Annotated in this window: 13 protein-coding genes; 6 read left to right on the top strand and 7 right to left on the bottom strand. The window is 65.7% G+C overall.

Features of this window, described 5'->3' with window-relative positions:
• Nucleotides 1-10: 10 nt before the first annotated feature.
• A complete protein-coding gene (gene ybaK / locus AC1DCF_RS00065; RefSeq protein WP_477209801.1) occupies nt 11-508 on the bottom strand; it encodes a Cys-tRNA(Pro) deacylase in 498 nt (165 codons plus the stop codon).
• Nucleotides 495-2,612, bottom strand: a complete 2,118-nt coding sequence (gene glgX, locus AC1DCF_RS00060; RefSeq protein ID WP_477209239.1) for a glycogen debranching protein GlgX — start codon at nt 2,610-2,612, stop codon at nt 495-497. The genes ybaK and glgX overlap by 14 nt, the downstream gene beginning before the upstream one ends.
• A gap of 33 nt (nt 2,613-2,645) precedes the next feature.
• Here glgX and AC1DCF_RS00055 point away from each other — a divergent pair, with 33 nt between their 5' ends.
• The 3 genes from AC1DCF_RS00055 (at nt 2,646) to AC1DCF_RS00045 (ending at nt 6,155) form a co-directional block, all read left to right on the top strand.
• Complete coding sequence (locus tag AC1DCF_RS00055) at nt 2,646-3,833, top strand: cysteine desulfurase family protein (RefSeq protein ID WP_477209238.1); 1,188 nt, start codon at nt 2,646-2,648, stop codon at nt 3,831-3,833.
• Between the two features lie 58 nt (nt 3,834-3,891).
• Nucleotides 3,892-5,076: a tRNA 2-thiouridine(34) synthase MnmA gene (gene mnmA, locus AC1DCF_RS00050; protein WP_477209237.1), complete on the top strand. Its 1,185-nt coding sequence runs from the start codon at nt 3,892-3,894 to the stop codon at nt 5,074-5,076.
• Nucleotides 5,077-5,285: 209 nt separating this feature from the next.
• A complete protein-coding gene (locus tag AC1DCF_RS00045) occupies nt 5,286-6,155 on the top strand; it encodes an LLM class F420-dependent oxidoreductase (protein ID WP_441790465.1) in 870 nt (289 codons plus the stop codon).
• A gap of 94 nt (nt 6,156-6,249) precedes the next feature.
• On the opposite strand, the gene AC1DCF_RS00040 is transcribed toward AC1DCF_RS00045, so the two are convergent.
• The gene (locus AC1DCF_RS00040) at nt 6,250-7,131 is read right to left on the bottom strand and encodes an SDR family oxidoreductase (RefSeq protein ID WP_477209236.1); all 882 of its coding nucleotides are present in this window, start codon (nt 7,129-7,131) and stop codon (nt 6,250-6,252) included.
• A gap of 109 nt (nt 7,132-7,240) precedes the next feature.
• Between AC1DCF_RS00040 and AC1DCF_RS00035 the strand changes: the two genes are divergently transcribed.
• A complete protein-coding gene (locus AC1DCF_RS00035) occupies nt 7,241-7,894 on the top strand; it encodes a GNAT family N-acetyltransferase (protein WP_477209235.1) in 654 nt (217 codons plus the stop codon).
• A 108-nt stretch (nt 7,895-8,002) separates the two neighbouring features.
• Here the strand turns inward: AC1DCF_RS00035 and AC1DCF_RS00030 are convergent, their stop codons facing one another.
• From AC1DCF_RS00030 to AC1DCF_RS00020, 3 genes are read right to left on the bottom strand one after another with little or no spacing between them, the layout of a single operon-like run.
• Nucleotides 8,003-8,299, bottom strand: a complete 297-nt coding sequence (locus AC1DCF_RS00030; protein WP_477209234.1) for a hypothetical protein — start codon at nt 8,297-8,299, stop codon at nt 8,003-8,005.
• A 51-nt stretch (nt 8,300-8,350) separates the two neighbouring features.
• Complete coding sequence (locus AC1DCF_RS00025) at nt 8,351-8,788, bottom strand: nucleotidyltransferase domain-containing protein (protein ID WP_477209233.1); 438 nt, start codon at nt 8,786-8,788, stop codon at nt 8,351-8,353.
• Between the two features lie 57 nt (nt 8,789-8,845).
• On the bottom strand, nt 8,846-9,547 hold the full coding sequence (locus AC1DCF_RS00020; RefSeq protein ID WP_477209232.1) for a class I SAM-dependent methyltransferase: 702 nt from the start codon (nt 9,545-9,547) through the stop codon (nt 8,846-8,848).
• A gap of 296 nt (nt 9,548-9,843) precedes the next feature.
• Between AC1DCF_RS00020 and AC1DCF_RS00015 the strand changes: the two genes are divergently transcribed.
• Nucleotides 9,844-10,716 carry an alpha/beta fold hydrolase gene (locus tag AC1DCF_RS00015; protein ID WP_477209231.1) on the top strand — a complete coding sequence of 291 codons (873 nt, stop codon included), beginning with the start codon at nt 9,844-9,846 and terminating at the stop codon, nt 10,714-10,716.
• Nucleotides 10,717-10,738: 22 nt separating this feature from the next.
• Here the strand turns inward: AC1DCF_RS00015 and AC1DCF_RS00010 are convergent, their stop codons facing one another.
• Nucleotides 10,739-11,647 (bottom strand): PhzF family phenazine biosynthesis protein, encoded by a 909-nt coding sequence (locus AC1DCF_RS00010; RefSeq protein WP_477209230.1) that lies wholly within the window; start codon nt 11,645-11,647, stop codon nt 10,739-10,741.
• Nucleotides 11,648-11,976: 329 nt separating this feature from the next.
• Between AC1DCF_RS00010 and AC1DCF_RS00005 the strand changes: the two genes are divergently transcribed.
• Nucleotides 11,977-12,818: DUF222 domain-containing protein (locus AC1DCF_RS00005; RefSeq protein WP_477209229.1), on the top strand; the 842-nt coding region annotated here is incomplete at its 3' end.

The following is a 12,818-nucleotide window of genomic DNA, read 5'->3' as shown; positions in this document are numbered from 1 at the left end:
ACCAATCGGTCTAGCGTGCGATCGCCGCGAAGGTGCCGTTCGTCGCCAGGGCCAAATCCGCCGGGGTCAGCTCGATGTCGAAACCGCGTCGTCCGCCCGATACGAACACGGTCTCCGACAGCTCGGCGGTCTCATCGATGACGGTGCGCAGCGGGGTTTTCTGACCGATCGGACTGATCCCGCCGACGACATAACCGGTCTTGCGTTCGGCGAGCTGCGGATCGGCCATGACGGCCTTCTTCGCTCCGACGGCGTGCGCCAAGGCCTTGAGATCCAGAAGACCGGTCACGGGAACGACGCCGACGACAAGTATCCCGTCAGCATCGGCCAGGAGTGTCTTGAATACCCGGTCGGGATCGAGTCCGAGCTTCTCGGCGGCCTCGAGGCCGAAGTTCGTCGCCGCCGCGTCGTGTTCGTACAGGTGGGGGACAAAGCTCACGCCGGCCCGGGTCAGTGCGACGGTAGCGGGGGTGCCGGCGCCTCCAGGCGTGTGCTTAGCCACGGGCATCCTCAGCGGCAGGGGCATCCTCGTTCGCTCTGAACAGTTGCATCGAGGTGCCGGCCACGGTCAGCGTCTCGCCGGGCGCGAATACCCGGAGGGACGCAGCGGACGCAGCAGTGGACACCGCGTCGACGCTGTCGTGGTTCGAATCCCAGAGCAGGGTGTACGACGACACGCCCTCGTGCGTCGGGAGGGTGACGACGATGTCCGTTTCGAGCGAGTGCACGACAAGCAGCACCCGGTTGAATTCTTCGTGTTCGGGGGTGCTGGCGGCCAGGTACTGCAGAGTGCGCTGGCTGGGGGAGTTCCAGTCATCCTCCGACATCGACCCGCCGTCGGCGTCGTACCAGTCCATCTGGCTGGCGCTTGGCACACTCTCACCGAGCCGGCCGTAGCGTGACGGGCGCAACGCCGGGTTCTCGCGGCGCAGTTGGAGCAGACGCCGGGTGACGCGGTGCAGATCCTGTTGCCAGTCGGCCCGGTTCCAGCTCAGCCAGGTGAGCTCGCTGTCATGGCAGTACGCGTTGTTGTTGCCGCGTTGACTGCGCCCGAACTCATCGCCGGCCGTGAGCATCGGCACCCCGGCCGAGAGCAGCAGCGTGCCGAGGAGGTTGCGCATGGCCTTCCGGCGGGTGGCCAGGATGACCGGATCTTCGGTCGGGCCCTCGACGCCATGGTTGAACGAGTTGTTGCTGTCGGTGCCGTCACGGTTCGACTCCCCGTTGCCCACATTGTGCTTGACGTTGTAGCTGGTCAAATCGGCGAGGGTGAAGCCATCGTGGGCGGTGATGAAGTTGAGGGAGGCCAGCGGCCCCCGCTCGAGCGCAAAGGTGTTCGAGGAACCGGCCAGCCGGGTGGCGAATCGGCCGATACCGCTCCCGGCCGACCCGGTCGCCCGGGCAGACGCGATGTCCCGCAGCCAGAAGTCACGCATCCGGTCGCGGTACCGGTCGTTCCACTCGGTCCAGCCATGCGGGAAGTTGCCGGTCTGCCAGCCGCCGGGGCCGACATCCCACGGTTCGGCGATCAACTTCACACCGGCCAGGGCCGGGTCATCCCGGATGGCGGAGAGCAGTGGATGCTGCGGGTCGTAACTGCCGCCGCCGGCATCATCGAGGGAGTCGCGCCCGAGCGTGGTGGCGAGATCGAATCGGAAGCCGTCGATCTGCACGTCGTTCGCCCAGTAGCGCAGGGAGTCGAGCACCAGGCGCTGGGGGATGGCATGACCGAAGTCGACCGTGTTTCCGCACCCGGTCACATCCTGATAGGCCCCGGTGTCGTCTTGGCGGTAGTACGCCGAGTTATCGATTCCGCGCAGGCTGGACACAGGGCCGCCGAGGCCCTCCTCCGAGGTGTGGTTGTAGACCACGTCGAGGATGACCTCGAGGCCGGCCTCATGCAGCAGCTTGACCATGCCCTTGAATTCGCGCAGCACGGCCTCAGGCCCCTCGGCCTGAGCTGCCGCCGTGGCGTAGGGCGCGTGAGGGGTGAAGAAGTTGAAGGTGTTGTAGCCCCAGTAGTTGAGGAGACCCTGCTTGGTCAGGCGCTGCTCTGGCACAAACGTCTGCACGGGCAGCAATTCGATCGACGTGACGCCGAGATCTTTCAGATAGGCGATGGTTGCCTCGTGGGCGAGGCCCGCATAGGTGCCGCGCAATTCGGCAGGAATGGCGGGATTGAGCTTGCTGATCCCGCGCACGTGCGCCTCGTAGACCACCGTGTGGTCGAGAGGGACCCGGGGCTTGGCGATATCGGCCCAGTCGAACCCGCCGTCGACCACGACGGAGAGCCGTCGGCCGGCGGCCATCCGCGCCACCCCACGGGAGTAGGGATCGACGAGCACCAGCTCGGGATGAAAAGCATGCCGGGGTCCGGTTGGCCCGGATACCCGGATACCGTAGCGCCGGCCAGGGGACAGGGTGCGTGTCTTCGCCAACCAGACGTTGTGCGCATCCCTCGTCATGGGAACCGTCTTCACGATCCACTGGGGGTCGGTGTCATCGAAGATGCACAGTTCCATTGCGTCGGCGCTCTCGGACCAGACCCGCAGCTCACCACCGGAGGGGGTCAGACGCACTCCGAGGTTGCGCAGGGAATCGGCCGCACTCATGCGTTCTAGAGTAATCAGTGTGAGAGGTGTGAAATGACCGTCTATCTAGACCACGCGGCGACGACACCGATCCTCCCCGCGGCGATTGCCGCGTATGCGGAGGCGATGACTGTCGTCGGAAACCCGGCGTCGATCCACAGCCAGGGGCAGAACGCCAAACGGATGCTCGAAGAGGCACGGGAGCACGTGGCCGTCAGTGTCGGCTGTGACCCCATCGAAGTGGTGTTCACCGCTGGGGGGACGGAAGCCATCAACCTGGGGATCAAGGGGCTCTACTGGGCCCGCGCACCTCGCACTCGTATTCTCGTGCCGGGTGGTGAACATCACGCAACGCTCGACACGGTCGAATGGCTTGCTGCGCAGGAGGGCGCCACCGTCGAGTGGATTCCCCTCGACACACTCGGACGCATCGATCTGACAGCACTCGAGCAGGCGATTGCCAGAAACCCGGGAGACGTCGCACTCGTCACCCTGCTGATGGCCAACAACGAGGTGGGAACCGTGCAGCCGATTGCCGAGGTGGCGGCGCTCGCCGCGGCCCACGGCATTCCAGTGCACGTCGACGCCGTGTCGGCCTACGGTCATCTCCCGATTGATTTTGCGGCGCTCGCCGCGGTTGGAGTGTCGGCGCTCAGCGTGTCAGCACACAAGATCGGCGGACCGGTCGGGATCGGCGCATTGATTCTCGCCCGTCGGGCCACGGTGGTTCCGCTCATTCACGGCGGAGGACAGCAAAGGCAGGTGCGGAGCGGCACCCAGGATGTCGCGGCCGCCGTCTCGTTCGCGGTCGCAGCGGTGGCGGCGACAGCGGAGCTCCCGGCCGAACAGCTGCGACTCGCTGGATTGCGGGAACGGCTGGTCTCCGGGGTGTTGGCGTCGATACCGGGGGCCGTGTCAAACGGCGACCCCGAGCCATCCGGGCGGATCGCCGGCAACGCCCACTTCACCTTCACCGGTTGCGAGGGCGACTCGCTGCTGTTTCTGCTCGACGCGGCAGGGGTCTCGGTGTCGACCGGGTCGGCCTGTCAGGCGGGCATTCCCGAGCCGTCGCATGTGCTGCGGGCGATGGGACGTAGCGAGATCGAGGCCAGGGGTGCGTTGCGGATCACACTCGGACGCACCTCGACCGAGGCCGATGTCGACGCGTTCCTTGCCGCTCTGCCGGCTGCGTACGCGCAGGCCTCCCGGGCCGGCTTGGCCGACCGCACGCCGACCTTCTGAGCCCGGGCGGGCACACCCTCTGGAGAACGGGCCAGCGGTCGGCGCGTACACTTAACCGGTGAAGGTTTTAGCAGCAATGAGTGGCGGGGTCGACTCCGCCGTCGCCGCAGCCCGCGCCGTCGAGGCGGGGCACGAGGTCGTCGGCGTGCATCTGGCGCTCAGCCGAATGCCAGGGACGCTCCGCACCGGCAGCCGTGGCTGCTGCACCATTGAAGACTCGATGGATGCGCAGCGGGCGGCGAACATCATCGGCATTCCGTACTACGTCTGGGACTTCTCCGAGCGGTTCAAGCTCGACGTCGTCGACGACTTCATCGCCGAGTACACCGCCGGCCGCACCCCGAACCCCTGCATGCGCTGCAACGAGCGCATCAAGTTCGCCGCGCTGCTCGAGAAGGCGCTCGCCCTCGGCTTCGATGCCGTCGCGACCGGGCACTATGCCACCATCGTCACCGACGCGAACGGCAACAACGAACTCCACCGGGCCGCGGCCTGGGCGAAAGACCAGTCCTACGTGCTGGGCGTGCTCACCGCCGAGCAGCTCGCGCACTCGATGTTCCCGCTCGGTGCCACGCCGTCGAAGGCCGAAGTGCGGGCCGAAGCCGCCGAGCGCGGCTTCTCGGTCGCGAACAAGCCGGACTCCCACGACATTTGTTTCATTCCGGATGGCGACACCCGCGGTTGGCTCGCCGAGCGCGTCGGTGCCGAGCAGGGTGCGGTGCTCGACCGCAACGGCGAGGTGATCGGCAAGCACGAGGGTGCCCACGCGTTCACGGTCGGCCAACGCAAGGGCATCAGCGTCGGATTCCCCACCAACGATGGCAAGCCGCGCTTCGTTCTCGAAGTGCGCCCGAAGACCAACGAGGTCATCGTCGGACCGCGTGAAGCACTCGACATCGCCGAGATCGCAGGAACCAAGTTCACCTGGGCCGGGCTCGCTCCGGAACATCCAGAGGTCGCCTTCGACTGCGAGGTGCAGATTCGTGCGCACGCCGACCCGGTGCCCGCTGTCGCCCAGGTCGTCCCTTCGACAGGCTCAGGACAGCGCTCGACGACGGAGACCACCGGGATCGAGGGAACTCTGGAGCTGAAGATCACTCCGACCGACCCGCTGAACGGTGTCGCGCCGGGCCAGACCGCAGTCGTCTACGTCGGAACGCGCGTGCTCGGCCAGTGCACGATCGACCGCACGGTGTCGGCGTTGCCGCTCGACTTGCAGCCGGTCGCAGCGCAGACCGCGTAGTCCGACCCGTTCGCATCTGCCGGGGATTCCTGTTCGGAATCCGCAAGCCGTTCGCGGGATCCGATGCCGCAGGTCTCAGGTGGCACGCTTATGTCCAGCTGTGGCCCTGTGCATCCGCTGGGGAACGCCGCTCTGCCTCAGGGCTGAACCCCCGCGTCCCTTTCTCGTGGGCACGTGCGCAATCACAGGTCGAGGTTTAGCCTGTGGTCATGAAACTGGCCATTCATTTTCCAAACTTTTCTTATCCCGGCGCACCGGGCACGTTGTCGAAACTGATCGGGGCGACGGCCCGCGCGGCCGATGACGGCGGCTGTACGACGATGACCCTGATGGATCACTGGTTTCAGATGGAGCGGCGGGCCCCGGCGACTGAGCCGATGCTCGAGGGATACACGACGCTCGGGTTTCTGGCCGGGCAGACGAAACGCCTCACACTCGGCCTGCTGGTGACCGGCGTCACCTATCGGCATCCGGGCCTTCTCGCGAAGATCGTCGCAACGCTTGACGTGCTCTCGGAGGGCCGTGCGTTCCTCGGAATTGGCGCCGCCTGGTACGAACGCGAGCATCTCGCCCTCGGAGTTGCCTTCCCGTCGCTGACCGAGCGTTTCGGCCGGCTCGAGGAGGCGATTCAGATCTGCGAGCAGATGTGGAGCGACAATGACGGCCCCTACGACGGTCGCTACTACCACCTGGCCGAGACGATCTGCAGCCCTCGTCCCCTTCAATCGCCCCGTCCGCCGATCATGATCGGCGGCTCCGGTGAGCAGAAGACGCTGCGATTGGTTGCCCAGTATGCGGATGCCTGCAATCTGTTCGATCTCGGCCTTGACGGTGTGATGCACAAGCTCGAAGTTCTCGATCGGCACTGTGCTGACCTGGGCCGCGACCCTGCGGAGATTTCGCGCACGATGCTGTCGTTCTTTGATCCGCTGTCCGACGTCGATGGATTCCTGACGTTGATGGAGGCCTATTCGGCGGCGGGAATCAGCCAGGTCTGGCTGTCACCGCGCGGCGACGATCCGGCCGGCTACGTTGCGCGGGTCTCCGAGTTGGTGCTTCCGCGTCTATCGGAGATCTGAACTGCAGAATGCTCCAGCTTCTGAGCGGTCGAGACTCGTTTCCGCCTCAGTGAGCGCGGCCGAACCGAAACTGACTCCTGGGGAGACTTCGGCGTCAGAAGGTCCATCCGGGTAGCTGAAGAGCTTCATCGAGGCTATGCACTTTCTGACCCAAGGCCGAGATCGTCGCGCTGTTGCTCAACTGAAGCGTTCGGGGAAACGCGCGGCCGCCGCCATCTGTGTATGCCTGCAGTGAGCTTGACTGGACGAGCGCAGGATCGAAGCCGAGTCTCTCCGCAACGCGGGTGGCAACGTGGTGTGGGGAGAGCCACTCGGGGCCAACGGCATGGAAGACACCGAGAGCGCGGGTACGCGCGATGTGCGCCAGAATGTCGACCGCGTCGTCGCTGAAGGTCGGAGTGATGACTTGGTCGCTGAACATGGGCGGGAGAGTGCCGGCTCTCAGCTGCTCGCCGATCCGGCGAACGAGGTCGGTCTTGCGATCAGAATGCCGCTGGTAGGGAAATGACAGTCGAGCGATAGCCCACCCGCCGTCAGATTCTTTGACGACGCTCTCGGCGCGGCTCTTCGTGACGCCGTACCAGTCAGTGTGAGCGTCACCGTCGTCCTGCTCGAAGTAGGGGGCAGATCGGTCGCCCTCGAACACGTAGTCGGTGGAAATCTGCACGAAGTGCTTTCCTGCAGCCGCGCAGGCGGCGGCCAGGTTTCGGACTCCGACGACGTTGATCTGGTAGCAGGGTCCATCGACGTCGCCGCTGTGCTGCCGCGCACCTGACACGTCGGTGTAGGCCGCGAGATTAACGACGACCGGAGCGCTCGTCTTCAGAACGGCGGCGTCGACCGCTGCCCGATCGGTGATGTCCACTCCCAACGGTTCCCAACCGAGTTCGGGGAACCGTTCCTTCGCCCGACGACCGATCATGCCGGTCATGCCGGTGGCGGCAATCAGTGGAGATGCGCTAGGTGCGTCGTGCATGCGGTCAGTCTAGGTCGCGAGGCGGGATGCCGAGGTCTGGCCTCAAGCGGCGAGGCGCGAATGGGCGAGCCATCCTCGGTGGCGAAGCTGACACACCTAGGTTGGTCTCATGTCTGAATCAATTGACGTGCTGTGGCCACCGTTTGGACTGAAGATCACGAGTGGGCCGCTTGCTCTTTCCCCCGTTTGCGATGCCGACTTTCCCGAACTCGTTGCCCTTGCTCAGGCCGGCATCCACGCGCCGGAGGAGATGCCGTTCTATTTTCCCTGGACCGCGGGCACCGCGCACGAGGTTCAGATGCGTCTCATTCAGTACCACTGGGCACAACGGGCCGCGATGTCGCCGGCGTCGTGGTCGCTGGAGACCGCGGTTCGCTTCGACGGCGAACTCGTCGGGTGCCAGAGCATCTCCACCAAGGACTACCTCGTCACGAAAACGGGGGAGACGGGTTCCTGGCTCGGCAGGAAGTACCACGGCCGCGGTATCGGCACGGCGATGCGCCAGACGATGTGTGCCTTCATGTTCGATCACCTGGACGCCGAGGAATTGAGCTCAGGCGCATTCGCCGACAATCCCGCCTCGCTCGCAGTGTCGCGAAAAGTCGGATATCGGGAAAACGGGGTCTTCCGTCTCAAACGGCGCGACGGCGAGATGGCCATGAATCAAAAATTGGTTCTCACGGCCGAAACGCTCAACCGGCCCAAGGACGACCTGAAAGTCGAAGGTGTGCCTCAGTTGCGGGCCTTCCTCGGTCTGACGTGAGGGTCGATCCGTTCCGCTGCTCGATGTCGTGACCGGCAACGACGGGGTCACATCCAGACAGATGCCGAATCCGTGCGAATTTCGAACAGCAGCTTCGTCACTACTGACTCACGACTGGGGTTGGTCGAGACCGATTCCTTCGCTGGCGAAGGCATCCTCGATGATCCGGCTGGCCCGCAATGCTCCCGTCTCGAGGGTGCAGGCATCCGCCGTGAAATTGGCGACGATCTCGTTCAACTCGGTGAGACCTGAACGGATCAGGAGCTGCTTCTCGTTGGTGATCCACTCGCCGCGATGAGCCAGGATGGCGTGACCGGCCCGGCATCCCGCTTCGCTGATCAGGCCGGCGCACTGGGCGATGCGGCCGTGCGGCGCGTGGCCGGCCAGCGCGTAGTGGAGCGTCATCCTCGCGCCGGGCAGCCAATATTCGGGAGCAGTGCGGCGCAGAGCGTCGGGTTACGTCGGTCGGGGGAGAATCCCACGGAGTGTGCGGTTCATCGCAAGTTCCGCGAGAAGAAGGTAGCTGGGGATGCCGGCCTGATGAAAGAGCAGCGGTTCAACACTGAATTCGCCGCGCTCGGCCGCGTCCTGGATCGCAACGATGGTATCCAGATCGCGATAGTGGATGTCGATTTGACGCCCCTGCACCATGAACGCGCCACCGCCGTTGAACAGTGGCCCCCACCCACCGAGGTCAGTCGTCTGACCTGACCAGCCCAGCGCGCGAACGTGATCCGGTTCGAACGTTCCTCGGTAGTAAATCGAGAAGTCCCAATCGCTATCCGGTCGGCTCGTGCCCTGTGCGCGGGAACCGCCCAACGCCACTCCAATCGCGCCAGGCAGTTGTGCCAGCGAGCTCGCAACATCGTTCAGGAATGCATCATCGGCGGCCATCCGATGAGACTAACGCAGGGTTTCGCCGGCGCCGACGCCGACGCAGACGTTGCGGAGTCAGGCGAGTCGGCGCGCTCTCACGACGACATCCTCTGTGTGCAGGGCGCCGGCACCGGTGGCCACGTGGCGAGGCCGGGTCTCGTCAACCTCGATCTGCCAGTTGTCGTCAAGAAGAGCAGCGACCTGGGCGGGGCTCACGTAGTCGTCTGGATCAAAACCGTGGGCCTTGGCCTGCTCTGTGCTTGGGGCGGGGTGGTGCACGATGAGCAGCACCCCGCCCGGCGCAACCGCGGCGATGAGCGCGCGCTCCGCACGGTTGTCAGGGGTGCGCAGCAGCGCAGGATACTGCGCGGAAACGAGGTCGAAGGTGGCGTGGGGCAACGGGGCCTCGACGAGGCCTGCGTGCATCCAGTGCACGTCGACTCCACGCCGTTCGGCCTCGCCGGCAGCCCGGTCAAGCGCCACCTGTGAAACATCCAGAGCGGTCACTGCCCAGCCCTGCTCTGCCAGCCAGAGAGCGTCTGCCCCCTCGCCGCAGCCGACATCCAGGGCGCGCCCCGGTCGAAGATCCTGCGTCTCGGCGACGAGTGCAGCGTTGGGCCTGCCGCTCCAGAGGAATTCATTTTCGGCGTAACGCTGATCCCAGAATTCCTCAATCGCGTCCGGATCCCGAGGTGCACGAGCACCGGTTCCTGTGGCCGCGCCATGTCGTGCCTCGGCAGTGTGGAATTCAGAGGGGATGTCGTCAGAGCTAGGCATGCCTCGAGAATGCCTCCTCGGTCGACGACCCGCCAAACGCTGTTGCCAAACCGGCAACGGGAGCCGTGGCGGGCATCCGTCTTGCTCCGACTGCCTGCGCTTCGGGGAGAGTATTGACTTCCCCCGAAACGAGTGCGAGGTTCATGGTGTGGGTCGACTCGGGGCGCACTCCTTGAGCGAGTGACGACGGTCGGCGTTGCTTGTTGCTTGTTGCTCTATACAGAGAACGGCAGGAAGGGGAGTGCGCGATGTTGGCACGATCAAAAGCGGAAGCGGGTTCGCGGCATCAGACGCGCATGACTCCCAAGCACCCGGCGTCGGCATTGGCCGAACGCTGGACGACGATTGACGGCACTGACATCTTCTACCGGGAGTCACCGTCACCGCCGGATGCCCCGGCCATGATGCATCTGCACGGGTTCGGTCTCTCCGGGCGCTATCTTCTTCCAACCGCCGAGTTGCTCGCCGATGAGTTTCACACTCTCGTTCCCGATCTCCCGGGTTTCGGCCGTAGCGGAAAACCCGCTGAGCCCCTGGACGTGCCCGACCTCGCGCACGCCGCGGCGCGGTTCCTCGACGATCGCGGCATCAAGTCAGCCACTCTCGTCGGCAACTCAATGGGCTGCCCGATCATCTGCGAGTTCGCCTTCAACCACCCCGATCGTATCGACCGCGCAGTGCTTGTCTCGCCGGCGGGCGGTTTGCACAACCAGCCGCTGCGCCGGGCCATCGGGCAACTTGCTCGGGACGGCGGACGTGAACCACCCAGCATGATCAAGGTGGCGACCCCCGACTATCTTCGGTTCGGCGTTCCGAGCACGGTCAAGATGTTCCGCGCGCTCACCCGTTACCCGTCACTTCAGCGGTTGCTCGCCTTGCAGATTCCCACTCTCGTCGTCATCGGGAGCAGGGACCCGTTGATGCCAAGCCCCGCTCGCATTCGGGAGGTCGCCGGTCAGAGCGACAACCACGTGCTCGTTGTACTGATCACGGGGGCGGCGCATGCGATCAACTTCAGTCATCCCGGCGAACTCGCCCACGTCATCCGCTCGTTCATGGACGACAAGCCGATCGTCGATGACCCGAATTCCCCAGGTACCGCCCGCAGTATCGAAATCCACCGAGGCACACAGCATCCGCCCATGAAGGAGCGCCCCAGCGATCCCTGATCGCGGTAATCGCTTGGTGCGACTACTGGCTTGCTACTCGTTCAGTGATGGGAATGGCGGTACCGCTGACGACAATGCCGCCCTCCGCCGGAATGTCGACCGTGAGCAGACTCGGTCGGTCGACGTGACGGCCTTGGTAGATGCGGATGCGGGTCGGCGCGGCGACCAGGCCGGTTTCTCGCAGAAAGCCGCCGAGTGATGCGGCTGCCGAACCGGTCGCCGGATCTTCAGTGATCGCCCCGACCGGAAAGACGTTTCTCGCTTCAAACCCGTGCTCCGCCACGGCATGCAGCACGCTGATTGTGCCGGCCCAGCCCTCGGCATCCATCATCTGTCGGGCGTCCGTTGGATTGAATTTCAGGGCGTCGAAGGTGGCCAGATCGCGCACGAAGACCAACGGATGCCAGTTGCCGGCGTAGGCGACCAACAACGGGAAACGTTCGTCGAGATCGGAATCGGCGAGGCCGAGCAGCCGCAGCAACGCAGACCGCACCGTGGGATCGAGCGGCCTCAGCTCGGGAGCGACGCTGGTGAACGCGGCCATGATGCGTCCCTCCTCGATCGAGGTCTGAATCACGACGGCACCGATCGGGGTGTCAAAGGTGAATCGGCCGATACCCATCCGCTCGGCCAGTGCGACCGCCGTCGCGATCGTCGCGTGTCCGCAGAACGGAACCTCGGCGCCGGGCGAGAAGTAACGGATGCTCCGGCGCATCTCGTCCGTCGAATCGGACGGCCCGGCAGTGTCGGTGAGGAACGCCGTCTCCGAGTAGCCGATGGCAGCGGCGATGCGTTGCATCTCCACATCGGTGAGTGCTGCGGCATCGAGCACGACGCCGGCCGGGTTTCCGGTGGCGGTGGTCGCGAGGGACGTTTGAGTCGCTGGGAACGCGGCGTAGCGCAGGACGAGGGGTGCGGCAGGAGTAGTCACGATGTCAAGCCTGCAGCGGCCCGTCGCCGGTGGCAAGTGACCAATCCTCTCTGGGTGGCTGGGTGGCTGGGTGGCCGGGCACCTCGAACTGGCTATGGACGCGAGCGCGCCGACAGACCCGAACCGACTTCGATCGTGTCGATCGTCTCGGCGTCTCGGCGTCTCGGCGTCTCGGGCGTCTCGGCGTCTCGGTGGTCGAGCTTGTCGAGACCCCGCGAACCCGCCTCGAATCCGGCCCTGCGCGTCAGAAGCATCTCGTCCGAACCCGCGTTGTCAACCCCTCGGCTGGTTGCGGTGGGAGTGTCGGTGGTGCCCGGTTGACTGGGGTTATGGATCAGCTGGAACTGTTGCACGACGGGGTCGAAGACTTCGGGGTGTTCACCGACCGTGACCCGCTGGAGTGTCGCTTCGGGATGTCTCCGGCCGCGTTCCCGGGGTTCGTCGACGCGCTGCTGCCCGACGATCCGGGCGAGGGCGTGCGGCAGGAGTCCGGGTACACGGCCCGGTTGAATGAGTACCTCGACGTGGTCGCGGCCGAGGAGAAGCAGCTGGCGGTGCATTCCGCCCGCCGCGCCCGCGCCGTCGACGAGGCCCGGAGGTGGTCGCTGGTCTCCGACGAGTTCGTGCTGCGCAACCCGACGATGTCCGACTCGGAGCGGGCCGAGTGGGCGCACCGGGTCTTCGTCAGCGAGATCGGCGCGCTGCTGCGGGTGCCACAGCCGACCGCGTCCCGGCTGAGCGACGACAGCCAGACCCTCCTGCGCGAGCTGCCCGGCACCCGGGCCGCGTTGGAGGCCGGGACGATCAGTTACCGGCATGCCCAGGTGATCCTCGACCAGGCCCGCACCCTGCCCGCCGAGGTGCGGGCCGCGTTCGAGGAGGCGGTGTTGCCGCACGCACTCCGGCTGCCGGCCGGCCGGCTGCGCCGGAAAGCGATCGCGTTGCGGGAACGCCTGCACCCCGACTCCATCCGCGCCCGGAAACGAGCGGTCACCGCGGAGCGGCGGCTCGCGTTCGAGGCGGCGCCCGACGGGATGGCCTGGTTGAACCTGTTCGGGCCGGCCGCCGACGTGCTGGCCGCGTTCACCCGGGTCGACGAGATCGCCCGGCGCCGGCAGCACCCGACCGACCCGCGCACGCTGGCCCAGCTGCGCGCCGATGTCGCGGTCGA

The sequence above is a fragment of the Leifsonia sp. 10L418 genome (genome assembly GCF_056395445.1).
The sequence above is the reverse complement of the archived record's forward strand: the minus strand, read 5'-3'. Positions and strand labels throughout refer to the sequence as shown.

Bases quoted from the DNA above. Each gene is read 5' to 3' on its own strand.
- AC1DCF_RS00045 (WP_441790465.1), top strand. From the start codon at position 5,286: ATGAAACTGGCCATTCATTTTCCAAACTTTTCTTATCCCGGCGCACCG.
- AC1DCF_RS00015 (WP_477209231.1), top strand. From the start codon at position 9,844: ATGACTCCCAAGCACCCGGCGTCGGCATTGGCCGAACGCTGGACGACG.
- AC1DCF_RS00020 (WP_477209232.1), bottom strand. From the start codon at position 9,547: ATGCCTAGCTCTGACGACATCCCCTCTGAATTCCACACTGCCGAGGCA.
- ybaK (WP_477209801.1), bottom strand. From the start codon at position 508: ATGCCCGTGGCTAAGCACACGCCTGGAGGCGCCGGCACCCCCGCTACC.
- AC1DCF_RS00035 (WP_477209235.1), top strand. From the start codon at position 7,241: ATGTCTGAATCAATTGACGTGCTGTGGCCACCGTTTGGACTGAAGATC.
- glgX (WP_477209239.1), bottom strand. From the start codon at position 2,612: ATGAGTGCGGCCGATTCCCTGCGCAACCTCGGAGTGCGTCTGACCCCC.
- AC1DCF_RS00040 (WP_477209236.1), bottom strand. From the start codon at position 7,131: ATGCACGACGCACCTAGCGCATCTCCACTGATTGCCGCCACCGGCATG.
- AC1DCF_RS00025 (WP_477209233.1), bottom strand. From the start codon at position 8,788: ATGGCCGCCGATGATGCATTCCTGAACGATGTTGCGAGCTCGCTGGCA.
- AC1DCF_RS00055 (WP_477209238.1), top strand. From the start codon at position 2,646: ATGACCGTCTATCTAGACCACGCGGCGACGACACCGATCCTCCCCGCG.
- AC1DCF_RS00030 (WP_477209234.1), bottom strand. From the start codon at position 8,299: ATGACGCTCCACTACGCGCTGGCCGGCCACGCGCCGCACGGCCGCATC.